Origin of the sequence: Aeromonas sp. s8 (assembly GCF_040907785.1) — a bacterium.
GTDB classification, from domain to species: Bacteria; Pseudomonadota; Gammaproteobacteria; order Enterobacterales; family Aeromonadaceae; genus Aeromonas; species Aeromonas veronii.
In genome coordinates this window covers 1-22,983 of the sequence record NZ_JBFOCL010000038.1, presented here as the reverse complement: position 1 = coordinate 22,983, position 22,983 = coordinate 1, and the positions used below count along the sequence as shown (strand labels likewise).

The window sequence follows — 22,983 nt, the reverse complement described above, 5'->3', positions numbered from 1 at the left end:
CACGGTTACAATGCTCACAAATCCGCGCCACCACTGAGTTTGTCTGTCACCATCCAGTAGTAGATCGAATGGTGACTGGTGGTGACAGTGAGCGTCATCACTGTCACCACGTTGTCACCACCATCAATCGATTAAGGTGGTGACAGCACTATCCCTTTATTCATAGGGCTTACAGCGCTGTTTGGTAGTAGCGTCATCAGTGTCATCAAGGTGTTTGCGTTGCTTATTTGCGAGTACCTGAGTGCCCAAAAAGGGGAAAAACTTGGCTACCACTTACCTCTGGCTAGCCCTAATCGCTCTCCTCCGGGTCGCATGCCTCATCGGCTAATACTCGCTCTGTCAGCATGTACACCCATACCCGGCTACCCATGCCTGGCAATCGGACTTGTCGCTGTAAACGCCTCCTATCCTTGCTTGCCAGTAGATAGCCTGCATCCATGCACAGTTGTGCTGCTCGCTTTGGATCGCGCCCTTTGGTGATCTCGCCCCAGCCGGGCGGCAACACAAAGAAGCTCACCCCATCAGATCCGGCCTTACGATAGCCCACCATATTGGCAGGTCGATGATTGGCGTCGAGCCAGTCAGCAAAGCGGGTGTATTGGTGGGCAGTAACGAACCCGCGTACTTGCTCCAGGGTGGCGGCATCTTCCTTGTTGCCAAGGTGGCCCCGATCCACCAGCCACGCCTTGAGGCAAACCCGCGCCGCCCTGATCGCCTCACCCTCTGGCCAGCCCGTTACGCCAAGTCGGGTCGCCAGTTCACCTGCAGCGGCCACCAGCGCGAACCGATTGATGGCTCGCCCTACTTGGTTGCCTGCCCCCTTTGGTGTTAGCTCACTGGCAAGGTGTGTGATCTCGTTCGCCAAGCGTCCGCGGTGTGTATCCAGATCGAGGGCCAGCCCTTCCACCAGAGCACGAAAGGCGGTGCCATGTTGGCGCTCTGCGTTGGCCTTGAGGGTGTCGGCAAAGATGCGTCCGCCTTCCATGCCATGCAGCCATTCAAATGCCCCATGGTGGCCGGTGTCGCTAGGGATTTGAATGGTACGTACCTCCATCCCCGCTTGGGTTCGCTGGCCTGCACTGGCGGCATGATCTTCAAGGCTCAATTCACCAGTGGAGAGAAACAGCAAGCGCCACGCCTTGCGCTCCCTCAACTCACCATCCTGCTTGCTTCGGCCCTTGCCTTGCCCGTTCGCCAGCATATAGGCCACTTGCCCGGCCTCTTTGCCATCCAGCTCTCCCAGTTCATCCAAACAGAGCAGGGCATCATTGCGCCGACTGGCGATCCCCTCAATCGCGTTACCGGTTGCCCGCCAAGTTTGGCTATAGCGGTCAGGGTGGCCGTAGACACTGGCAGCGGCCTTCATGATGGTGGTCTTGCCGTCTGTACTCTCACCTTTGAGGTGGAAGCCTCCCCCTTCCATGCCGACTAGGGCAAGCAGGGGAGCGGCAAAGGCCAAAGAGAGGGCAAAGCAGAGGCGGGAGTTACCCACTGCCAGCGTTGCTACCCCCTGTTGCCACCCAGCCAAGGTGCCACACTCGGTAACGTCACTGGCAGCGTATCCAGCCGTTTGCAGGATTACTCCCTCGGCATCTGGCCCTATCGCCCCTTGTGGCATCACATAGGCATGACCATGCCAACCGGTACGCTCTACACAGGTGATCCGTCTCTCTGGCTGGCAAGCCATCAGGTACTCGGCTAGCTTGCGTTTGTGGCCCAACTCGATAAACGGCAAGCCCGCATCTAGTAGTGCTGTAAACACCTCTTCACCATTGCGCGGCACCAGAGAGCGGACAGGCATTGCCCACCGGCGCGTCCGTCCGGCGCTATCTTGCCATTCCAGCAGACGGCCATAGCCCCGACCATGTTCATCACTGGTTTCAGCCAATACTTGCACCGGGCTTGATATGGGCACCAACTCTTGCCGGGCATTGTCTCCCCGCCCCACTAGCTCCCACACACAAAGGCGATCCCCCTTGATCTCGAACCCAGCCGGTAGCATCTGTTCCTTAGCCTCTTCCTCGTTGTGGTGAAGTGGATGAAGCGTGACAATTGCCCCCTCTTTTCTCTGGCCAGGGTCTTGGGGGCGATTAGTGAGTGGGGTGGCGCAGGCGCTCATAATGGCCTCTTGTGTTTTGGTCAGTCCGTGGGCTTGATGGTAATCGTTCCAGTCCCCCTGAATGGGCGGCAGGGCAACCACAGCCCCCACGGCTAGGGCCGCTCCATCAGTTTGGTGTTGAGTGATCTCGTTGCGGTGGCCAGCCTCGTCTAAGTCGTAATCGCCGCAGATGATGATCTTGGCGGTTGGGTGCTGGCGGCGGGCTATCTTCGCCACGTTTAACAGGTTGCCACTATCCATTGCGCAATAGACGGTCGCCCCTGTAGCTAGGTGAACAGATAACCCGGTTGCATATCCCTCTACCACAGCCACCAGCTCCCCACCGTTGAGGCGGTGAAAAGCTTGCTGTTTCTGGCCACCGGCAAGATAGCGCTTGGTGCCGTCCTCCCGGATCAGTTGAACGTTCACCAGTTCGTTGGCCTCGTTATAGAGGGGAACGATCAGGCTAGCAGGTGGGAATTTTTCACCAGCATCGCGGATCAGGATGCGGTTCACGGCGCACAGGAACACGCCTAAGTTCTTGCGGGCCAAATAGGGCGCATGGGCCTGCTCACTGTCTTGCATGATTGCAGCGGCGCGGCGGGCTGCCTTGTGGCGGCGTAGCTCGTCCTGCCCGGCTCTGGTCTGTTGCTGCTGGTGGATGCGTTCCCGTTCAGTTGCATCTAGGCCACCAGCAGACACTCCTACCAGTGGGGCTATCAGCTCAGCCGCCTCCTTGATCGGCTTGCCAGTCACCAAGCCAACCAGCGCTAGCCCATCCCCGGCACCGCACTGATTACAAATCCAAGTGCCACGCCCTCCCTTGTTATCGAGTCGAAACCTATCTTTGCCACCACAGGTAGGGCAGGGGCCATGCTTACCACCTCGCGGGGTATCGATCCCCACCGCCGCCAGCAGATCGGGCCAGTGCCCCGTAGCCGCAGCGGCCACATCCGAGACGAATCTTGCTTTGTTCATCTCTCACTCCTGGTCTGAATTGCCACCAGCGCATTGCTGGCTCGGGCATCAAAACTCGCCCTTATCTGGAGGTCTCTGAGGCTGTGTCTTCCGATTTTTGGCAAGGCTTCGCCCTGAGCGTTATGCCCATTGATTTGCATCGTCATAGTGTTGGTTTCTAGCGGCGTTAGCTGGTGGTCGGGTTGCTGTCAGGCTGGGAGGGGGCTGACCATTCGGGGAGTCCTAGCACATAGGTCGCCATGCTCTTGTATCTGTGACCACGATACAGTACGTGTGCCTGAATATGGGTCGTGATGTTGAACCCCTTTTGCCGCAGTTCCAAAATCCGAGCTTGAGCCCTCAAGATATTGTGTTCATGTATGAACTCCAAGCTGGAGGTCGGCCCCTCTCGAAGGATGACCAGTACTTGTGCGAGTTGCCCGGTGACTGTTGGGCAAGCACATAAGGTGGAATTCTTTAGGCGTTCAAACTGGGTCGTGCCGTTCTGCGGGGCGGCCTTTTTTTTCTTCATGTTTGGCCTCTTTATTTCCCGTGGCGAGCGGCAATGCGCTCCGCAATCCAAGTGTCGATCTCGGATTCGACAAAAGCGACAGAGCGCCCCCCGGCTGGTGATAAACGAACCGGTCTTGGCAGTTGGTCACGAGCGATCAGGTCGTAAATGCTGCTCTTGCTCAAGCCGGTTTTTTGGATCACTTCCTTCATGCGGATGAGGCGAAACTGCGGGGGAGTGGATGGGGTATGTGCTTCCATAACTGTCCTCTACGGTCGTTGTTTTCGAGGAGGTTATGGAAACACAGGGACTGGGGTATTTGGGGGAGTTATGGAAAACTCACAGTGAGTTATGGAAACTCACGCCCTAACTCCAGCCCTTTGTAGCCAGTTTTTCACTGTGCTCCTGTCTACGTCAGTTAGCGTTCCTGATACACCTTGTCGTGAGATTTTTCTTTGCAAGTCAGCAATGCTTCCTTGGTAATCCTCATCTGTGAATCCAAGAGCGGTTAGTAATTCTACAATGACACGACTTTGGTTTGCGGTTGTCCGGCTTGGTGATTCTCTGGTGGTGGCAAGCATTTGCGCCATCGCACATTGTTCTTTGTCATGGCTCCAGATAGGAAAAGGCTGCCCAGTGTGAATGTGTAGATGAAGTTGTTCCAAATCTTCACGCATTAACCAAAGGTTATCTTTGAGGCTTGGGAATGATGCCGCAACTTTTACTGTTATATCTATATCAGGCACATCAAAGGCATATGCCGATGCACTAAGGTCAAAGCTTGAAAGAAGGGCTAGGTAATACTCATCGCTGTTTGAAATCCCCCCATCTTGTTCCCAATGCCAAAAATGCAGAGGAGCAATGGCCCAGAAACCATAGAGTTTTGAAACTTTAAAGTGACAATAACCGTCATTGCTCATTTCATAGCCGGGTGAGCCCATTTTTCCGACTCGTATAAAATTGAATCCCGCCCCAAATTTAAACGCACCCTCCATGGGGTCGGGGTTAATTACAAACTCGGGCGACACCTCCTTGGGGAGACGTATGCCTACAGTATTGATCCCATCCAATGCCCTCGCAGCATTGACATAGATTTTAATCGCACCGATTGCAGCCCAGTGGAAAAGATCCTCTATCTCGCATTTCAGTAGCTTGGCAGCTCGCTCTGGTCGGCAATATTCCAAAGGAAGCAAAGGGGGGATGGACAGATCTGTTTTTTCCTTAGATTTTGCTGTAGTTGTCACTGAAGGGCTTTTCCGTTCTTTGCTTGATTAGCATACTGGGCCCTCTGAGCAGGGGGCCCGTTTGGGTGATGGCATTATGCATGCTCGGCAATTGTCAGTTATGGGTTACTCGCCCACGACCTTCAATGCCTTCAAGCCGCTAGTCAGAGATAGGTTGCCTTGGCTAGCCTGTTCTATGTGGTTGCTCCACCACTCCATCATGATCTGCCGTTGTTTGAAGTAGTCAGAGCGGTTATAGGCGCGGCGGATCTCGTTTTCATCGGCGTGAGACAGTGCTGCCTCTATGGCATCTGGGTTAAAACCCTGTTCGTTCAGGGTGGTGCTGCCCAGTGAGCGCAGGCCGTGAGCCACCAGCCTCCCGCCATACCCCAACCGCCTTAAGGCCGCGTTGGCGGTCTGATCGTTGATATGGGTCATTGGATTCCGAAGGCCGGGGAAGACAAAAGGGCGGTGGCCGCTGATTGGCCTCATATGTTCTAGCAGGGCGATTGCTTGCGGGGTCAGTGGCACCCGATGGGGGCGATCCATCTTCATGCGGTCGGCAGGGATATTCCAGACTTTGGCCTCAAGGTCTATTTCATCCCAGCGAGCACCTGCAGACTCACCGGGCCGAACCAGAGTATGAAGGCTCCATTCAATCTGGCATCGAGTGGTGTGCTCTATACGGCCATTTGCGATATCAGCCATCAAAAGCGGTAGTTCATGCGGTTGAAGAGTCAGCATGTTCGTTTTGGTGGGGGTTTTGAATACTTTGCGGATATCAGTGCAAGGATTTGCTTCCAGCAGACCATGATTCACGCAATAGCTCATGATCTCGTTGATATGGCGGCAAAGGCGGTGAAGGGTATCAAGAATGCCGTATGCTTCCACTGGGCGCAGTATCTCGATCACCTTGGGGGCGCGGATCTGGTCAATGGGCATCTCGCCGATAAAGGGCAGCACATACATTTCAAGCATGCGCCAATCTTTTTGGGCTGTCTTGGGCTTTACCCGATGGCTCTTTAGCTCCATCAGCTGACGCGCCATGCGCTCAAAGGTGTTGGCAGTAGCCTCTTGCTTCGCATGAGCAATCGCCGCCTGCTCTTCTTTGTGGATTTTGGGGTCGATCCCTTCAGCCAGCAGGGCGCGGGCTTCTCGCCGTAGTTCACGGGCCGCCGCAAGGGATACTTCCGGGTAGGTGCCAAAGCCAATGTTGGTGCGTTTTTTGTCGGAAGGCCTCTGATACTTGAAGACCCAGCGCTTCCCACCGTTCGGTTTAACCCTTAACTCCAGTCCTTCGCCATCAGACAGGGTGATTTCCTGGGCGTCTGCCTTGGCACTTTTCACTTTGGGGTCAGTTAGCCAGTTTGCCCCTGTCCTGCGCGTCTTCTTGTCCATCCAATGTCCCCTAGTACCACTGAATTGAGTACCACAACGCTTGTGGTACTCATGATGGTACTAAATTAACTGGTTTCTGACGACGCTATCGGACTATTACGGACAACAAAAAACCCGCAAAGCCTTACGCTGTGCGGGTTTCTGTACTTTGTCGTTCCTGCTCGGAACTTAATTTGGTGGCCCCTGGGGGACTTGAACCCACGACCAATCGATTATGAGTCGACTGCTCTGACCAACTGAGCTAAGGGGCCAAATTGTGCGTTTAGCGGCGTGGATTATAGGGGAAGAGGAAAGGGCAGTCTATAGGCATATCAACCACTTGGCGACTAATTGTCCAGCTTGATTGAGGGTGCAAAGCGGGTCGCAAGGGGAAATGCCAGACAAAACAAAGCCCCGCATGGCGGGGCTTTGGCAGAGCAGTTTGACACAGGGTCAGGACTATTCGTCCAGGAAGCTGCGCAGCACTTCCGAGCGGCTCGGGTGGCGCAGTTTGCGCAGGGCCTTGGCTTCGATCTGACGAATACGCTCACGGGTAACGTCGAACTGTTTGCCCACTTCCTCTAGGGTGTGGTCAGTGTTCATGTCGATACCGAAACGCATCCGCAGTACCTTGGCTTCACGGGCGGTCAGGCCAGCCAGCACTTCGCGGGTGGCGTTGCGCAGGCTTTCGCTGGTCGCCGCATCCGCTGGCAGAGCCAGGGTGGTATCTTCGATAAAGTCGCCCAAGTGGGAATCTTCATCATCACCGATGGGCGTCTCCATGGAGATCGGCTCTTTGGCGATCTTCAGTACCTTGCGGATCTTGTCTTCCGGCATGCCCATGCGCATGGCCAGCTCTTCCGGGTTCGGTTCGCGCCCCATCTCCTGCAGCATCTGACGGGAGATACGGTTGAGCTTGTTGATGGTCTCGATCATGTGTACCGGGATACGGATGGTACGGGCCTGATCCGCGATGGAGCGGGTAATGGCCTGACGGATCCACCAGGTGGCATAGGTCGAGAACTTGTAGCCACGACGGTATTCAAACTTGTCTACCGCCTTCATCAGACCGATGTTGCCTTCCTGGATCAGATCCAGGAACTGCAGACCGCGGTTGGTGTACTTCTTGGCGATAGAGATAACCAGACGCAAGTTGGCCTCAACCATCTCTTTCTTCGCACGGCGGGCTTTGGCCTCACCGATGCTCATACGACGGTTGATATCCTTGATCTGGGCAATCGACAGACCGGTCTCTTCTTCAATCTGCTGCAGCTTGCCGATGGCGCGCTGGATATCCTCGTCCATTTCAACCAGACGAGGAGACCAGGCTTTGCCAGCCTGCTTCTGGTATTCGAACCAGGCAGTTTCACACTCGTTGTTGGTGAAGGCCGCGACGAAGGTTTTCTTCGGCATCTTGGCCTGCTCAACGCAGAGCTTCATGATGATGCGTTCCTGCACGCGGACGCGCTCCATCATTTCACGCATGTTGTTGACCAGGCGATCGAACTGCTTGGGCATCAGGCGGAATTGACGGAATACATCGGCCAGCTGGGCGATGGCGGCTTGGGTATCTTCGTGCGCGCGACCATTCTTCTGAATGGAGAGACGGGTCACTTCATACTGGGCACGCAGTTCACCAAACTTCTCGCGAGCGACTTCCGGATCCGGACCACCGTCACCGTCGTCGTCAGAGCTGTCGCTATCTTCGTCTTCGTCTTCTTCGTCCTCTTCATCTTCGTCGGCCAGATCGTCTTCGCCGAGCTCGGAACCGATATGCGTGGCGGTAGGCGCCATATCTTCAGTTTCGTTCGGGTCAATAAAGCCAGAGATGATGTCAGAGAGACGCAGCTGCTCGGCTTCGTACTTGTCGTACTGTTCGAGCAGGTAAGTAATTGCTTCAGGGTACTCGGCTACGGAGCTTTGTACCTGGTTGATACCGTCTTCGATCCGCTTGGCGATGTCGATTTCGCCTTCACGGGTCAGCAGTTCGACGGTACCCATTTCCCGCATGTACATGCGGACGGGATCGGTCGTGCGACCAATCTCAGATTCAACAGATGCCAGAGCCTGGGCCGCTGCTTCGGCAGCGTCCTCATCGGCGGTACCACCTTCAGCCATGATAAGGTCATCGGCATCCGGAGCGTTTTCAACCACTTGAATGCCCATATCGTTGATCATCTGAATGATGTCTTCGATCTGGTCTGAATCGACAATGTCTTGCGGGAGGTGATCGTTCACCTCGGCATAGGTCAGGTAGCCCTGTTCTTTACCTTTGGCAACGAGGAGTTTAAGCTGAGACTGCGGGGTTTGCTCCATAGAACTCATCCGGTTGGTGTTGCTAGGTTGCGCGTACAGTGCGCTGCTGCGCAAATAGCCAATTCTAATAGAAAACCGCCAGACATGCTATGTCTGGTTGCGGCGTCGGTCATGAGAAACCCCTGCCCGCAGTATTGTCGGGGCCAGGCGGTTATAAAAATTTTGCTTTTCATCCCGTCGATTCGGGCAACGCTATCCATATTGGGACTAATCACTCAAATATCAAGCCCCACTCTCATTTCTTTTCTCAATTTGCACCTCTCTGATCAGCATCATCAGCTCTTGGGTTTCTTCGGAGCTTAGTCCTTCCTGAGCCACTTTGGCCTGCAATTCTTCGATCCGCTGTTTCAGAAACTGGTTGATGAAGCCGACGAAGGTGTCCTGCAATTCTCCCAGAATATCCGGCTCCTGATCGAGTTTGATCTCCTCGAACAGGTCGTGCATCGCCAGCTGAGCAAGGATCTCTCCCTCCTTGGTACCACGCCAGTGTTCCAGCAGGATACCGGTTGTGATACCAGGTTGTGCCAGGATTTGCTGGTGCAGTTGCAGCAGGAACTTGATGCCCTGTACGCGTAGTCCGGCCAATTCCGGCATGGGGGGGAGCTCAGCCGTTACTGCCGGATATTGCACCATCAGTGCCAGCGCACGCCGCAGTGGTGTCAGCTTGGCTGCCTTGGGTTTGTTGACCTCGGTCTTGGGCTGACTGTTGCGGGCAAAGAGCTCGGCGATGCGTTGCTTGTTCTCGCCCCAACGCATCATGCTGGAGAGACGAGTGATCAGCCCTTCGCGGGTAAACCCTTCCGGTACGCGACGAATAAGCTCGGCGGCCTTGTTGGCCACTTCGAACTTGCCTGCCTCACCGGAGAGCGCCGCATCCCGGCCGAGACGCTCGAACATGAAGTCGGCGAACGGTTGGGCTTCATCGAGCAGGGCTTCAAAACCCTCCTTGCCGATCTGGCGTACCAGCGAGTCGGGATCCTCGCCATCGGGCAGGAACACGAACTTCAGCTCGCGGCCATCCTGCAGATGAGGGAGGGCATTATCCAGCGCGCGCCAGGCGGCTTCACGACCGGCGTTGTCACCGTCGTAGCAGCAGACTACCTCGGCGGTGGTGCGAAACAGGGTGTGGATATGGTCGCTGGTCGTTGCAGTACCCAGCGCCGCCACCGCATAGTCGATGTCGTACTGGCCGAGTGCCACCACATCCATGTAGCCTTCCACCACCAGGATCCGGCGTGGATCCTTGTGTGCCTGCTTCACCTCGTAGAGACCGAACAGCTCCCGCCCTTTATGGAAGATGGGGGTCTCCGGCGAGTTCAGGTATTTGGGGGTGCCATCACCCAGCACCCGGCCACCGAAACCGATGACCCGGCCACGCTTGTCACGGATCGGGAACATGATGCGATCGCGGAAACGATCATAACTCCCCGGGCCATTGTCACGGGTGATCAGCATGCCACCCGAGATAAGCAACTGCTCGTGATCCCGGCTGGCGCCAAAGCGACGGCGCACCTGATCCCAATCGCTGGGTGCATAGCCAATGTTGAATCGTTTGACCACTTCACCGGTCAGGCCGCGGCCTTTGAGGTACTCCACCGCATGGGGAGCGCTCTTGAGATTGCTCTCGTAGAAGCGGGCGATCTGGTTCATCAGCTCGAACAGATCCTTGCTGACTGCGGGCTGGCTATTGGCCGAGCCGCCGATGCTCTGCTCGCGAGGTACCTGCATGCCTTGCATGCTGGCGAGCTCTTCGATGGCATCGGGAAATTCGAGACCGTCGTACTCCATGACAAAGCCGATGGCGTTGCCGTGGGCGCCACAACCGAAACAGTGGTAGAACTGCTTCTCCTGGCTGACGGTAAAAGAGGGGCTTTTTTCGTTATGAAAAGGGCAGCAAGCCTGGTAGTTCTTACCGGCTTTTTTCAGCCGCACTCGCGAGTCGATCAGCTCGACTATGTCTGTGCGTACGAGCAGATCGTCGATAAAGGATTGGGGGATCCTGCCTGCCATAACCGTCCTGTTTCATTGCGGAGAAAATAAAAAAGCCGCGCATTCCAAGGGAAGCACGGCTTCTTCGACCAAACAAGAGAGTTGCCTGTTACGCCAAGCGGGTTTTCACCTGAGCACTGACGGCGCCGACATCGGCACGCCCCTGAATTTTCGGCTTCAAGACAGCCATGACCTTGCCCATATCAGCCATGACGGCAGCACCACTTTCAGTGATGGCTTGCTCGATCAGGGCGGCAATTTCATCTGCGGTCAGCTGTTGCGGCAGGAATTCCTGCAACACAACGATCTCGGCGGACTCTTTGTCGGCGAGATCCTGGCGACCGGCAGCTTCAAATTGGCTGATGGAATCGCGGCGCTGTTTGACCATTTTGGTCACGACAGCGAGAATATCCTCATCATTCAGCTCGATACGGGTATCGACTTCACGTTGCTTGATTTCTGCCATCAACAAGCGGATCGCTCCCAGACGTGCCTTATCTTTGGCAAGCATGGCGAGCTTTTGCTGATCCTTGAGTTGATCCTTCAGAGACACGGCAATATCTCCCGATTAGTACAGGCGGATACGACGTGCGTTTTCGCGAGACAGCTTCTTGGCGTGACGCTTGACAGCAGACGCTTTGGCGCGCTTACGAATGGTAGTCGGCTTCTCGTAGAACTCACGGCTACGAACTTCGGACAGGATACCGGCTTTTTCGCAAGAACGCTTGAAACGACGCAGAGCAACGTCAAACGGCTCATTTTCACGGACTTTGATTACTGGCATGTGCCTTTCACCTCAGTGATAAATTGTTAGCTGACCTTCAATCGATCAGCATGTCTTAAAATGGTGCGAAATTATACTCTGGACAGGGAATGAAAGTAAACCCGCAGAGATCGCTCTGGTTTAAAAAACCCGCGAAGGTTACCATAGCCGTCTCATTTTAGCAGTGAAATTTTTTAGCAATGCGTGTATTGGGCATAGAGACATCCTGTGACGAAACCGGGATCGCGATCTTCGACGATCAAAAAGGGATCCTTTCCCATCAGTTATACAGCCAGGTCAAGCTGCATGCGGACTACGGTGGCGTTGTCCCCGAGCTCGCCAGCCGGGATCATGTTCGCAAGACGATCCCGTTGATCCAGGCCGCATTGCAAGAGGCGGGACTGGGCAAAGATGACATCGACGGCATCGCGTATACCGCGGGTCCGGGTCTGGTTGGCGCCATTCTGGTGGGAGCCACTATTGGTCGTTCGCTGGCGATGGCATGGAACAAGCCTGCTATCGCCGTCCACCATATGGAAGGCCACCTGCTGGCCCCCATGCTGGAAGAGAAGGCCCCCGAGTTCCCCTTCGTAGCGCTGCTGGTCTCCGGTGGTCACTCCATGCTGGTACGGGTTGATTGCATCGGCAGTTATCAGCTGTTGGGCGAATCCATCGACGATGCCGCTGGCGAAGCGTTCGACAAGACCGCCAAGCTGATGGGGCTGGACTATCCGGGTGGCCCGCTGCTCTCCCGTCTGGCCGAGAAGGGCACTAAGGGGCGCTTCCACTTCCCCCGTCCCATGACTGATCGCCCAGGGCTCGACATGAGCTTCTCCGGCCTCAAGACCTTCACAGCCAACACCATCGCCGCCAATGGTGATGATGAACAGACCCGTGCCGATATCGCTCGGGCGTTTGAAGATGCGGTGGTTGATACCCTGGCCATCAAGTGCCGTCGTGCCTTGAAAGAGACCGGTCTCACGCGTCTGGTGGTCGCCGGTGGCGTCAGTGCCAACCGTCATCTGCGTGCCCAGCTGGCCGAGCTGATGGAGAGCCTCAAGGGCGAGGTGTTCTATCCGCGCACTGAATATTGCACCGATAACGGCGCCATGATTGCCTATGCCGGTATGCAGCGCCTGAAAGCGGGCGTGTTCGAACCGCTGGCGGTCAAAGCCGTGCCGCGCTGGCCACTGGATACCCTGGATCCGGTCTGATTCGAAGGATCCCGCCTTCTGGCGTGGTGGTGAGTACCATGGTGGCCTACAGCTCCTGCAATCCGGCAGCGGTGGTTATAGTGCCGCTGGCACGCTGTTGTGGTGTCTGCTGTCGCCGTGGTTGAGCCATCCGTATAAGAGGTCAGGTCTCGTGCTGGCAGACTACAAAGTACAGAGTAAAGAGATAAAAAAATCCCCGCCAACTGGCGGGGATTTTTGTTTGGTAATCGGCAGGCGATAGGATTACAGCAGGATGCCGCCGAAGAAGAAGCCCAGCGCCACGGCGATGGCGATGGTGGCGGTGCCCGGTACGAAGAAGGGATGGTTGAAGACCGCCTTACCGATACGGGTGGAGCCGGTGTCGTCCATCTCTACCGCGGCCAGCAGAGTCGGGTAGGTCGGCAGTACGAACAGGGCGCTCACAGCTGCGAAGGAGGCAATCGCAGTCAGCGGGCTGACACCCAGTGCCAGTGCGGCAGGCATCAGGGCCTTGGTGGTGGCGCCTTGTGAATAGAGCAGCATGGCGGCAAAGAACAGCACCACGGCCAGCAGCCAGGAGTACTGGTTCAGCAGGTCGCCAGCGATCAGCTGGATGGTGTCCATGTTGCCTTTTACGAAGACGTTACCCAGCCAGGCCACACCCAGTACGCAGATACAGGCGGACATACCGGACTTGAAAGTCGGCATGTTGGTGACCTGGGTGGCGTCCAGTTTGCACACCAGGGTCATGATGGTGGCTGCGGCCAGCATGATGCCCATGATGGCGCCGTCACGGGGGATCGGCGGGTTGGTGATCAGGCCTACTTTACCGGAGATGGCAGTGGCATAAGCCATGACAGCAACGATGGCGGCGATGAAGATCCAGACCGACAGCTTGGCGTACGGTTTGATCTCGAGCTTGGTAGTACCACGCAGTTTGATCAGGCCCTTGGCTTTACGCTCCAGATAGACTTCGTCCTGATCCAGCGGTTTGCCCATCATGTTGGCAATGAAGGCGCCCAGGATACAGGCCAGGAAGGTGGAGGGGATGCAGATGGCCAGCAGGGTCAGGTAGTCAACACCGAACGGCTCGAGCATGCCGGAGAAGGCAACCACAGCGGCAGAGATAGGGGAGGCTGTGATGGCGATCTGGGAGGCGACAACCGCGATGGAGAGCGGACGGGATGGGCGGATCCCTTGCTCTTTGGCCACTTCAGCGATCACCGGCAGGGTGGAGAAGGCGGTATGACCGGTACCGGCGAGCATGGTCATCAGGTAGGTGACCACCGGGGCGGCGAAGGTGATGTATTTGGGGTTCTTGCGCAGCGCTTTTTCTGCCAGGAAGACCAGGTAGTCCATCCCGCCAGCCAGTTGCATACAGGCGATGGCGCAAATGACGGACGCAATGATCATGATCACATCCCAAGGGATGTAGCTGACCAGTTGATCGCTCGGGATGGGCATGCCCAGACCCCACGTCAATACCAGTACCCCCAGACCACCGGCAAAGCCGATGCCGATGCTGCCTATCCGGGCCCCCAGATAGATAGCGGCGAGCACGACAAGTAACTCGATTCCAATCATAGCGATAACTCCATTTTTTAGTTTTTGGTTTTTATTTGGCAAAAAGCCAATTCCCGATCGGGCTGGGGATAAAGACCAATCGGGAACTGACTTTATGGGCCGGGAAGATCCCGGCCCACACTCGCTTATACGGCAGCTTCGCGGGTGAAACGCTTGGCTTTGTATTGCGGGTTCATCAGGTTCTCGATGGAGAGAATTTCGTCCAGCTGCTCGGCGCTCAGCAGACCGCGCTCAAGAACGACTTCACGGACGTTCTTGCCGGTCTGGGCACAGATCTTGCCGACGATATCCCCTTCGTGGTGGCCGATGAAGGGGTTCAGGTAGGTCACGATACCGATGGAGTTCAGCACGTGATTCATGCAGATTTCCGGGTTGGCGGTGATACCTTCCACGCACTTCTCGCGCAGGGAAATACAGGCTTTTTCCATCAGGCTCAGGGATTCGAACATCGCCTGACCAATCACCGGCTCCATAACGTTCAGCTGCAGCTGACCGGCTTCGGCGGCGAAGGTGATAGTGATGTCGTTACCGAATACCTTGAAGCAGGATTGGTTGACCACTTCCGGGATAACCGGGTTGACCTTGGCCGGCATGATGGAGGAACCCGCCTGCATTTCCGGCAGGTTGATCTCTTTCAGTGCAGTGCGCGGGCCGGAGGAGAGCAGACGCAGGTCATTACAGATCTTGGACAGCTTCATGGCCAGACGCTTGATGGCGCCGTGCAGCATGACGTAGGCGCCACAGTCGGAGGTGGCTTCGATCAGGTCTTCTGCCGGCACATAGGCACGACCGGTGATCTCGGCCAGACGCTTGATAGCCAGTGCAGAGTACTCGGGCGGAGTGTTCAGACCGGTACCGATGGCGGTCGCGCCCAGGTTCACTTCCAGCAGCAGCTCCTGGCAACGCTTGATGGACTTGATCTCTTCACGCAGGGTCACGGCGAACGCGTGGAACTCCTGACCCAGGGTCATCGGAACCGCATCTTGCAGCTGGGTACGACCCATCTTCAGGATGTTTTTGAACTCTTTCGCTTTGGCATCGAATGCCGCGATCAGGTGCTCCAGCGCATGCAGGGTCACGTCAGTGCTGTTGACGACGGCTACGCGGAAACCGGTCGGGTAGGCATCGTTGGTGGACTGGCACTTGTTGACGTGGTCGTTCGGGTTGACGACGTCGTAACGGCCTTTCTCCAGACCCATGATTTCCAGGGCGATGTTGGCCAGTACTTCGTTGGTGTTCATGTTGACGGAGGTGCCGGCACCACCCTGGTAAACGTCGACCGGGAACTGGTCGAAGCATTTGCCGGTGTTCAGCATCAGGTCGCAGGCTTCTACGATCTTGTCAGCAATTTCAGGACGGATGGTACCCAATTCACCGTTTGCCAGCGCAGCGGCCTTCTTGGTCAGCACCATACCGCGGACGAATTCCGGAACGTCAGAAATCTTCTGAGAGCTGATCTTGAAGTTCTCGACAGCGCGCAGGGTGTGCACACCGTAGTAGAGATCATTGGAAACTTCTTTGGTGCCCAGCAGGTCTTCTTCAATGCGGACGTTCTTGATGTCGCTCATTGTAATGCCTCAGAAATCAGATAAATGGAAAAATCCTCACCGAGTGGTCGCGAGTTCCTTGCGCACAGCTCATCCTGAAGCACCACACATCGAGTGGGGCAGTTGGGAGAATGACCTCCCGAAAAACTAATCAATATACTACTCCAATTGAGGTATCGGTTATTAGAGGTGGATCACTAAATTTGCGACATTTTCAAATTACTTTGAGGAAAGTACACATATGTTATGAAGTTTTTATCATGATGATTTTTATAAGTTTTTGTGACTTTTTGCTGGTTTTTTAGATTGCTGATGAGATAGGAGTCAGTTGACCAACTTGAAAAGAGGGGGGCTGCCCCCATTTATTCAGGGCAGAAAGTGGTGATGACGGGGCGGCAAAATCGCCTCTGACCATCGTTGGATGGGCGCCACTTTTTCTCAATTTACCGGTGCTGGAGTGGATATGGGCAAGTTGTTTTTGTTGTTGGTGGGTCTGGTTGTGCTGGAGCTCACCGTGATGATCGAGGTCGGCTCGGTAATCGGGGCGCTGCCGACTGTCGGCTTGCTCATCCTGACTGCGGTATTGGGCTCCTCGCTGGTGCGCAGTGAAGGGATCAAGACCCTGTTCAGCGCCCAGCAAAAGATGCAGATGGGCGAGATGCCGGGCCGCGAGGTGATGGGGGGCATGATGCTGGCGTTGGCCGGTCTGCTGCTGATCATTCCGGGTTTTGTCACCGACTTTTTCGGGATCCTGCTGCTGCAGCCCTGGCTGCGCAACAAACTGGCCGACAAGCTGATCGGCAGCAACCAGTTCCGGATGCAGATGGGCGGTTTCCAGCGTACTCAATCGCCGTTTGGCAACGCACCGTCCGATGATCATCTGGGGAACGCCAAGCAGGGCGGCACCACTATCGAAGGCGAATTTGAGCGTAAAGAGTAATCGACGAAACGAAAACCCGAGGCGAGTGACTGAATCAGGGTTTGCCCTGATGGCACAAGGCCTCGAAGCGGTGTCGGGCATACCACCATGCGAGGGTGCCCGCCGCCAGATTGGCCAGCAGTATTCCCAGATATATCCCCTGTTCTCCCCCCAGCTTTGCCCCCAGCCAGGCTCCTGGCAACAGAAAACCAAACAGTCGCAGTCCGTTGAACAAGAACGAAATACTGGATGCTCGCACGCCATTTAGCGCCGAGGCCAGCAGCATCACCATGCCCTGAAAGCCATAACCGATCGGCACTAGATGCAGATAGAGAACAATCAGGCGAATGACCTGCGGATGATCGCTGAACAGGTTGGCGATGAGTGGCGCCAGTAGCCAGGTCAGGCCATAGATGGCGAGTTGGAACAGCAACGCAAACCTCATGCAGCTCTGCAGTGCAGCTTTGGCCCGGGCCGGATTGCCAGCGCCGCAGTTTTGCGAGATGAAAGGGGCCAGTACGGAGGCGAGGGCCATCATCACAATCAGCAGCAGCGCCTCGACCCGCGACGCGGCGCCGTAAGCGGCCACCACCTCGGTACCCAGTCCTGCAAAGATCGTCATCAGCACCGCATTGGCCAAGGGGTTGAGCATATTGGTAAAAGAGGCGGGGACGGCGACATGGAGTAACGCCCGCCAGTGGGACAGCAACCGGGCCCGCGGCGAGAGGCGCCACAGCAGCAAGCCCTCCCGATGACGCAGGATATAGAGGCTGACCAGCATCGCCATCAACCAGGAGATAGAGGTCGCGATGGCGGCCCCGCGGATCCCCCACTCGGGAAAGGGGCCGATACCGAAGATTAACAGAGGATCCAGTACCCCGTTGACCAGCCCGGCTACTGCCATCACCAGACTGGGGGTTTTGGTATCGCCGGTCGCCCGGATGGCGGCATTGCCCACCATGGGCAGCACCAGCATGGGGACGGTGAGATACCAGATCAGCATGTAGTCATGGATGAGGGAGATAAGCTCGGCACTGGCGCCCAACAGGGTAAACAGAGGCTTGATGGTGAGAGCGCCCCCCGCGGAGAGCAGGGCCACCATGATCACCGCCAGAAACAGGCTGTCGGTGGCGAGATGGGCTGCCTCATCGTGTTTGCCCTGCCCCAGAGTATGACCGATCACCGCTGACAATCCGGCGCCCAATCCCATCGCCAGCGAGGTAACCACAAAAGTGACAGGAAAGGTAAAACTGATGGCGGCCAGAGCTTCGGTGCCCAGCATACCGATAAAAAAGGTATCGACCAGATTGAAGGCAAGAATGGCGATGATGCCGAAGATCATGGGGCCCGTCATCTGGCGCAGTACGACCGGAATAGGGGCTGTCAGCATGGGGTTGGTGCGGGTCAAGGGCTCGTCTCTACAGCTGGCTTTGAAGGTTCTGGCATCGAAAACGGGCGGCTTGAACCGACCTTGCACCAGGGTGCGGACATGGCTGAACCATCGAAGATGTTTATAGTACGTGAAAAAATTTTTTTTGTATTTGCCCTTGAAGGGTTCGCAACTCTGCCCCACATCAGGGACATATCTAATTTGGCCTGGAACGGCCATTCCTCAAAGCAACAATGAGACTCATTTTGGGAGAGTTATCGATGAAAATTCGTCCACTGCACGACCGCGTCATCATCAAGCGCATCGAAGCTGAAGCCAAATCTGCCGGCGGTATCGTCTTGACTGGTACTGCGGCCCAGAAGTCCACCCGTGGTGAAGTGCTTGCCGTGGGGACTGGTCGCATCCTGGATAATGGCGAAGTCAAAGCGCTGGCCGTGAAGGTTGGTGACAAGGTGATCTTCAACGAAGGCTACGGTGTGAAGACCGAGAAGCTGGATGGTCAGGACGTCCTGATCCTCTCCGAAACCGACATCCTGGCGATTGTCGAAGAGTAATCCATCCTCCTTTTCCCCGAATTGATTTAAGGATTGAAGAAAAATGGCAGCTAAAGACGTTAAGTTTGGTAACGAAGCCCGCATCAAGATGCTGGAAGGCGTAAACATCCTGGCTGATGCCGTCAAGGTGACTCTGGGCCCGAAAGGCCGCAACGTGGTGCTGGACAAGTCCTTCGGCGCCCCGACCATTACTAAAGATGGTGTGTCTGTTGCGCGCGAAATCGAGCTGGAAGACAAGTTCCAGAACATGGGCGCCCAGATGGTCAAGGAAGTGGCTTCCAAGGCGAACGATGCCGCCGGTGACGGTACCACTACTGCAACCGTTCTGGCTCAGGCCATCGTCAACGAAGGTCTGAAAGCCGTTGCCGCCGGTATGAACCCGATGGATCTGAAGCGCGGTATCGACAAGGCCGTTGTGGCTGCTGTTGCCGAGCTGCAAGCACTGTCCCAGCCGTGCGCCGACAGTAATGCCATCGCTCAGGTGGGCACCATCTCCGCCAACTCCGACGAGAAAGTGGGCAAGCTGATTGCTGAAGCCATGGACAAAGTGGGTCGCGATGGCGTCATCACCGTTGAAGATGGTCAGGGTCTGGAAGATGAGCTGGCAGTTGTCGAAGGTATGCAGTTCGATCGCGGCTACCTGTCCCCCTACTTCATCAACAAGCAAGAGACTGGTTCCGTTGAACTGGACGACCCGTTCATCCTGCTGGTTGACAAGAAAGTCTCCAACATCCGCGAAATGCTGCCGGTGCTGGAAGGTGTTGCCAAAGCTGGCAAGCCGCTGCTGATTGTTGCTGAAGACGTGGAAGGCGAAGCCCTGGCGACTCTGGTGGTTAACACCATGCGCGGTATCGTGAAAGTGGCTGCCGTCAAGGCGCCTGGCTTCGGTGACCGTCGCAAGGCCATGCTGCAGGATATCGCTGTACTGACTGGCGGTACCGTCATCTCCGAAGAAGTTGGCATGGAGCTGGAAAAAGCGACTCTGGAAGATCTGGGTCGTGCCAAGCGCATCGTCATCACCAAAGAGAACACCACCATCATCGATGGCGTGGGTGATGCCGGTGTGATCGAAGGTCGTGTTGCCCAGATCCGTCAGCAGATCGAAGAGACCTCTTCCGACTACGATCGTGAGAAGCTGCAAGAGCGCGTAGCCAAGCTGGCTGGCGGTGTTGCCGTGATCAAGGTTGGCGCAGCCACCGAAGTCGAGATGAAAGAGAAGAAAGCACGCGTTGAAGATGCCCTGCACGCTACCCGCGCCGCGGTTGAAGAAGGTGTGGTTGCCGGTGGTGGTGTTGCGCTGGTTCGCGTTGCAGCCAAACTGGCTGGTCTGCGTGGTGACAACGAAGACCAGAACGTCGGTATCAAGGTTGCCCTGCGCGCCATGGAAGCCCCGCTGCGTCAAATCGTTATCAACGCCGGTGAAGAAGCTTCCGTCATTGCCAATGCAGTGAAGAACGGCGAAGGCAACTTCGGTTACAACGCTTACAGCGAACAGTATGGCGACATGCTGGCCATGGGCATCCTGGATCCGACCAAGGTAACCCGTTCCGCCCTGCAGTTTGCCTCTTCCATCGCCGGTCTGATGATCACCACCGAGTGCATGGTCACCGAACTGCCTAAGAAAGATACCCCTGCTATGCCTGACATGGGCGGCATGGGTGGCATGGGCATGATGTAATCATCCCCTTGTTCTGTTTGACAAACGGCTCGCTCAAGGCGAGCCGTTTTTTTATATCTGGCTAAACTGAGTCTGTTGAGACAGCAAATCTGGGGGGCGATATGAAAATGTTTGGTTGGCTGACACTACTGTGTTCATTGGTCATCATGCCGGTGATGGCTGCTGAGGCGCTGACTGGGCCGGTGATCCTGAAAGTCGGTGGCAATATCAGGTCGGCAGACGAAGTTGATGGCAAGGTGTTGTTTGATCTGGCAAAACTACAGGCTCTGCCGCAACATGAGATAGTGACCGGCAACCCGTGGGTGGATAAGCCGCACACCTACAGAGGCCCAAAACTGGCCGATGTATTGGCTGCAGTCGGTGCGGATGGCAAGACCATTACGTTGACGGCACTGAACAGTTTCCAGATCCGCATTGAATGGGACAAGGTTGCCAAATACGAGCCCATCCTCGCATGGGAAGACAATGGTGCTGTCATGCGTGTGCGTGACAAGGGGCCGGTCTGGTTTATGCTGCCTCTTGATCAATATCCGGAATTGAAGCGATCCGAATATACCGACATGATGATCTGGCAGCTGGATTTGATAGACATTCAGCACTGATAAAAACAGCACGGGAGCATGGGGTGAAAGGAAAGACCAGGGCGTGGCCACTGCTCGTCATTCTGTATGTATCCATCCTGTTGTTTACCGGGAGCACCCTCTATTGCCTGATGCAAATCCAGAATGCGACCAGAGCGATGGAGAAATACACCTATGATGTCTCCTGGGCGCTGATGCAGTTGCAGCTGGAGCTCGGTCGTTTCCTCAATGCGGTAGAGGTCTATCACTATGGCGGGATTGATCATGACGCCTTGATGTTGCGTTATGACATTCTTTGGAGCAGAACGCCCATCCTGTTGAGCGGCCAGCTGCGCAAGAGCATGCAGGACAAGCAGAAAACCTTGCGTCTGGTGCAGCTGATTGAAACCAATATTCGCCAAATAGAGCCCGACATCACCAAGTTGCAAAGCGGGGCATCTGACTATCAGCAGATCATGATGCGCCTTGCCCCGCTGCAAGAGCCGCTCTCTTACTCCCTCGCTTCTGTGATGCAGAAGAACATCAACGTCTATTCCGAGAACGATCGCCATTTTGGCCAATTGCGCAATGCCTTGTTGCTGATGGTCTCCGGTCTGGTCATGTCAGTGCTGCTGCTCAGCATGCTGCTTATATATGAAGGGCGTCGCCATTTCAGAGCGGCCAGACGGGATCCGCTGACCGGGTTGTCCAATCGGGTTGCTTTGCTGGAGCGAATGGAGCTGTACGCCACACAGGAAGTGCCGTTTGGGCTGGTGCTGGTCGACATCAACGACTTCAGGGATATCAACAGTAAGTTTGGCTATGACACCGGTGATTATCTGCTTTGTGAGTTTGCTACCCGGATCAGAGTACTCTGTGAAGAGGGGGAGTGGAGTGGACGTCTGGGGGGAGATCAATTTGCCATTATTCAGCGTGGCAGCAGCGATCTGCGTCAGGTCAGGGAGCTGGTAGCGCGATTGCTGCATGCTCTGAAGCAAGATATCGTCTATGACAACTATCCCTTCCGGCTCGAAGTCGGGATCGGCATTGCCTTCTATCCGATGGACAGCGACAAGACTCAGGAGTTGTTGAGTCGTGCGGAACAGGCCCTGTTCCATAGTCGCAAGACCCATGTCCCCTATGTGATTTACGATAACTCCCTGCTCAACGAGACGGCGCGGCGCAAGCATCTGGCGTCGGACATGATCATGGCGCTGGAACACAATGCGTTGGAACTCTATTACCAACCCATTGTCAATCTCGAAAGTGGCCGCTGCGAAGCTGTCGAGGCTCTGCTGCGCTGGCGGCACCCTGAGCTCGGTTTCATTCCGCCAAACGAAGTGATCATGGTGGCTGAGGAATTCCAGCTTGCCGAACGGGTTGGCAGCTGGGTGCTGAACACCGCTTGCGAGCAGCTCTATCAGTGGCACCAGCTTGGTATGGTTGATCTGCAAATGTGTGTGAATATCTCGCCTGGCATGTACCAGCGTAATTTGCTCAAACTGGTGGCCAAGGCATTGATGGAGCACCACCTGCCTGCCCGTAGCCTGGTCCTGGAGGTCACGGAAGATACCACCATGCGCGAAGTGAAGAACTCGCTGCAACTGATGCAGGATCTCAATCAGCAGGGGGTACTGCTGGCATTAGACGATTTTGGGACTGGTTATTCATCTTTGAGTTATCTGCAAAAGTTACCGGTCAGCAAGGTGAAGATCGACCGCTCCTTTATACAAGGCATTGACACCTCAATGGAGGCATCCGAACTGGTCGCCAATATTTGTCGGATGGGATCCATGCTGGGCAAGAGTCTGGTGTGTGAAGGTATTGAGACACAGGCTCAGTTGGATGTACTGCGATCTCTGACCGACATCCACTTGTATGGGCAGGGCTATCTGTTCAGCCGACCAGAGCAGGCGGAGAAAATCTATCAAACCTTGTTGGAGATGGAGGAGCTTTGGCTGGCGCGTCAACAATCCGAAATGGCTTATATGAGTTGAGAGGGGGCTTGCCTGTCATCTGCCTCCAGAATGTGTGATTTAGCTCGAACTTTCTTCTTTTTGTTTGTTGTTTGAACGGTTGTGCGGTTTTATCAAAAAAACATGGAATTTAGCCTTGCCAGAAAGAATCTGTTCCCTATAATGCGCCTCCATCGACAGGGCAAGCGGCAACGCAAACAACCTCGTCGATGACCTCGAAAAGCCTTTGAAAATAAGGCTTGACTCGAGAAGGCGGTTGAGTAGAATTCCACTCCCGCAGCAACACACTGTTGCGTCGCTCTTTAACAATTTGAATCAAGCAATCTGTGTGGGCACTCACAGCATCGA

General features: G+C 55.6%; 19 protein-coding genes and 1 tRNA gene. 6 read left to right on the top strand and 14 right to left on the bottom strand.

Features of this window, described 5'->3' with window-relative positions:
* Nucleotides 1–289 precede the first annotated feature (289 nt).
* The 10 genes from AB5Y86_RS11225 to rpsU form a co-directional block, all read right to left on the bottom strand.
* The gene (locus tag AB5Y86_RS11225; protein WP_290037359.1) at nucleotides 290–3,076 is read right to left on the bottom strand and encodes a DUF927 domain-containing protein; all 2,787 of its coding nucleotides are present in this window, start codon (nucleotides 3,074–3,076) and stop codon (nucleotides 290–292) included.
* Nucleotides 3,077–3,242: 166 nt separating this feature from the next.
* Nucleotides 3,243–3,587: a helix-turn-helix domain-containing protein gene (locus AB5Y86_RS11220; protein ID WP_200164212.1), complete on the bottom strand. Its 345-nt coding sequence runs from the start codon at nucleotides 3,585–3,587 to the stop codon at nucleotides 3,243–3,245.
* A gap of 11 nt (nucleotides 3,588–3,598) precedes the next feature.
* Complete coding sequence (locus AB5Y86_RS11215) at nucleotides 3,599–3,826, bottom strand: AlpA family transcriptional regulator (RefSeq protein ID WP_200164213.1); 228 nt, start codon at nucleotides 3,824–3,826, stop codon at nucleotides 3,599–3,601.
* A gap of 99 nt (nucleotides 3,827–3,925) precedes the next feature.
* Nucleotides 3,926–4,810 (bottom strand): hypothetical protein, encoded by an 885-nt coding sequence (locus AB5Y86_RS11210; protein ID WP_200164214.1) that lies wholly within the window; start codon nucleotides 4,808–4,810, stop codon nucleotides 3,926–3,928.
* A 105-nt stretch (nucleotides 4,811–4,915) separates the two neighbouring features.
* Entirely contained in the window at nucleotides 4,916–6,187 is a 1,272-nt protein-coding gene (locus AB5Y86_RS11205; RefSeq protein ID WP_201922354.1) for an integrase domain-containing protein, read from the bottom strand.
* Between the two features lie 174 nt (nucleotides 6,188–6,361).
* Nucleotides 6,362–6,438, bottom strand: a tRNA-Ile gene (locus tag AB5Y86_RS11200).
* A gap of 187 nt (nucleotides 6,439–6,625) precedes the next feature.
* A complete protein-coding gene (gene rpoD, locus AB5Y86_RS11195) occupies nucleotides 6,626–8,521 on the bottom strand; it encodes an RNA polymerase sigma factor RpoD (protein WP_323896516.1) in 1,896 nt (631 codons plus the stop codon).
* 183 nt (nucleotides 8,522–8,704) lie between these two features.
* Complete coding sequence (gene dnaG / locus AB5Y86_RS11190; RefSeq protein ID WP_368192880.1) at nucleotides 8,705–10,492, bottom strand: DNA primase; 1,788 nt, start codon at nucleotides 10,490–10,492, stop codon at nucleotides 8,705–8,707.
* An 88-nt stretch (nucleotides 10,493–10,580) separates the two neighbouring features.
* A complete protein-coding gene (locus AB5Y86_RS11185; protein ID WP_005349081.1) occupies nucleotides 10,581–11,024 on the bottom strand; it encodes a GatB/YqeY domain-containing protein in 444 nt (147 codons plus the stop codon).
* Between the two features lie 15 nt (nucleotides 11,025–11,039).
* Nucleotides 11,040–11,255: a 30S ribosomal protein S21 gene (gene rpsU, locus AB5Y86_RS11180; RefSeq protein ID WP_005309452.1), complete on the bottom strand. Its 216-nt coding sequence runs from the start codon at nucleotides 11,253–11,255 to the stop codon at nucleotides 11,040–11,042.
* Between the two features lie 179 nt (nucleotides 11,256–11,434).
* Between rpsU and tsaD the strand changes: the two genes are divergently transcribed.
* The gene (gene tsaD / locus AB5Y86_RS11175) at nucleotides 11,435–12,448 is read left to right on the top strand and encodes a tRNA (adenosine(37)-N6)-threonylcarbamoyltransferase complex transferase subunit TsaD (RefSeq protein ID WP_368192879.1); all 1,014 of its coding nucleotides are present in this window, start codon (nucleotides 11,435–11,437) and stop codon (nucleotides 12,446–12,448) included.
* 243 nt (nucleotides 12,449–12,691) lie between these two features.
* On the opposite strand, the gene AB5Y86_RS11170 is transcribed toward tsaD, so the two are convergent.
* Entirely contained in the window at nucleotides 12,692–14,011 is a 1,320-nt protein-coding gene (locus AB5Y86_RS11170) for an anaerobic C4-dicarboxylate transporter (RefSeq protein ID WP_042052808.1), read from the bottom strand.
* 125 nt (nucleotides 14,012–14,136) lie between these two features.
* On the bottom strand, nucleotides 14,137–15,579 hold the full coding sequence (gene aspA / locus AB5Y86_RS11165; protein ID WP_021229056.1) for an aspartate ammonia-lyase: 1,443 nt from the start codon (nucleotides 15,577–15,579) through the stop codon (nucleotides 14,137–14,139).
* A gap of 442 nt (nucleotides 15,580–16,021) precedes the next feature.
* Between aspA and AB5Y86_RS11160 the strand changes: the two genes are divergently transcribed.
* Nucleotides 16,022–16,498 carry an FxsA family protein gene (locus AB5Y86_RS11160; RefSeq protein ID WP_101531596.1) on the top strand — a complete coding sequence of 159 codons (477 nt, stop codon included), beginning with the start codon at nucleotides 16,022–16,024 and terminating at the stop codon, nucleotides 16,496–16,498.
* 34 nt (nucleotides 16,499–16,532) lie between these two features.
* Here the strand turns inward: AB5Y86_RS11160 and AB5Y86_RS11155 are convergent, their stop codons facing one another.
* Nucleotides 16,533–17,867 (bottom strand): MATE family efflux transporter, encoded by a 1,335-nt coding sequence (locus AB5Y86_RS11155; RefSeq protein WP_368192923.1) that lies wholly within the window; start codon nucleotides 17,865–17,867, stop codon nucleotides 16,533–16,535.
* 260 nt (nucleotides 17,868–18,127) lie between these two features.
* Between AB5Y86_RS11155 and AB5Y86_RS11150 the strand changes: the two genes are divergently transcribed.
* The 4 genes from AB5Y86_RS11150 (at nucleotide 18,128) to AB5Y86_RS11135 (ending at nucleotide 22,656) form a co-directional block, all read left to right on the top strand.
* Nucleotides 18,128–18,421 (top strand): co-chaperone GroES, encoded by a 294-nt coding sequence (locus tag AB5Y86_RS11150; RefSeq protein ID WP_005340573.1) that lies wholly within the window; start codon nucleotides 18,128–18,130, stop codon nucleotides 18,419–18,421.
* A gap of 43 nt (nucleotides 18,422–18,464) precedes the next feature.
* Nucleotides 18,465–20,099 carry a chaperonin GroEL gene (gene groL / locus AB5Y86_RS11145; protein ID WP_005340575.1) on the top strand — a complete coding sequence of 545 codons (1,635 nt, stop codon included), beginning with the start codon at nucleotides 18,465–18,467 and terminating at the stop codon, nucleotides 20,097–20,099.
* A gap of 101 nt (nucleotides 20,100–20,200) precedes the next feature.
* On the top strand, nucleotides 20,201–20,701 hold the full coding sequence (locus AB5Y86_RS11140; RefSeq protein WP_005349099.1) for a molybdopterin-binding oxidoreductase: 501 nt from the start codon (nucleotides 20,201–20,203) through the stop codon (nucleotides 20,699–20,701).
* 23 nt (nucleotides 20,702–20,724) lie between these two features.
* Nucleotides 20,725–22,656: a bifunctional diguanylate cyclase/phosphodiesterase gene (locus tag AB5Y86_RS11135; RefSeq protein ID WP_139443029.1), complete on the top strand. Its 1,932-nt coding sequence runs from the start codon at nucleotides 20,725–20,727 to the stop codon at nucleotides 22,654–22,656.
* A 136-nt stretch (nucleotides 22,657–22,792) separates the two neighbouring features.
* Here the strand turns inward: AB5Y86_RS11135 and AB5Y86_RS11130 are convergent.
* Nucleotides 22,793–22,983, bottom strand: a 191-nt coding sequence (locus AB5Y86_RS11130) for a hypothetical protein (protein ID WP_219297124.1), incomplete at its 5' end; no start/stop codon positions are given.

Excerpts from the sequence above, each read along its gene's own strand:
- AB5Y86_RS11225 (WP_290037359.1), bottom strand. The coding sequence starts at position 3,076 with ATGAACAAAGCAAGATTCGTCTCGGATGTGGCCGCTGCGGCTACGGGG.
- AB5Y86_RS11220 (WP_200164212.1), bottom strand. The coding sequence starts at position 3,587 with ATGAAGAAAAAAAAGGCCGCCCCGCAGAACGGCACGACCCAGTTTGAA.
- AB5Y86_RS11215 (WP_200164213.1), bottom strand. The coding sequence starts at position 3,826 with ATGGAAGCACATACCCCATCCACTCCCCCGCAGTTTCGCCTCATCCGC.
- AB5Y86_RS11205 (WP_201922354.1), bottom strand. The coding sequence starts at position 6,187 with ATGGACAAGAAGACGCGCAGGACAGGGGCAAACTGGCTAACTGACCCC.
- dnaG (WP_368192880.1), bottom strand. The coding sequence starts at position 10,492 with ATGGCAGGCAGGATCCCCCAATCCTTTATCGACGATCTGCTCGTACGC.
- rpsU (WP_005309452.1), bottom strand. The coding sequence starts at position 11,255 with ATGCCAGTAATCAAAGTCCGTGAAAATGAGCCGTTTGACGTTGCTCTG.
- tsaD (WP_368192879.1), top strand. The coding sequence starts at position 11,435 with ATGCGTGTATTGGGCATAGAGACATCCTGTGACGAAACCGGGATCGCG.
- AB5Y86_RS11170 (WP_042052808.1), bottom strand. The coding sequence starts at position 14,011 with ATGATTGGAATCGAGTTACTTGTCGTGCTCGCCGCTATCTATCTGGGG.
- aspA (WP_021229056.1), bottom strand. The coding sequence starts at position 15,579 with ATGAGCGACATCAAGAACGTCCGCATTGAAGAAGACCTGCTGGGCACC.
- AB5Y86_RS11160 (WP_101531596.1), top strand. The coding sequence starts at position 16,022 with ATGGGCAAGTTGTTTTTGTTGTTGGTGGGTCTGGTTGTGCTGGAGCTC.
- AB5Y86_RS11155 (WP_368192923.1), bottom strand. The coding sequence starts at position 17,867 with ATGCTGACAGCCCCTATTCCGGTCGTACTGCGCCAGATGACGGGCCCC.
- AB5Y86_RS11150 (WP_005340573.1), top strand. The coding sequence starts at position 18,128 with ATGAAAATTCGTCCACTGCACGACCGCGTCATCATCAAGCGCATCGAA.
- groL (WP_005340575.1), top strand. The coding sequence starts at position 18,465 with ATGGCAGCTAAAGACGTTAAGTTTGGTAACGAAGCCCGCATCAAGATG.
- AB5Y86_RS11140 (WP_005349099.1), top strand. The coding sequence starts at position 20,201 with ATGAAAATGTTTGGTTGGCTGACACTACTGTGTTCATTGGTCATCATG.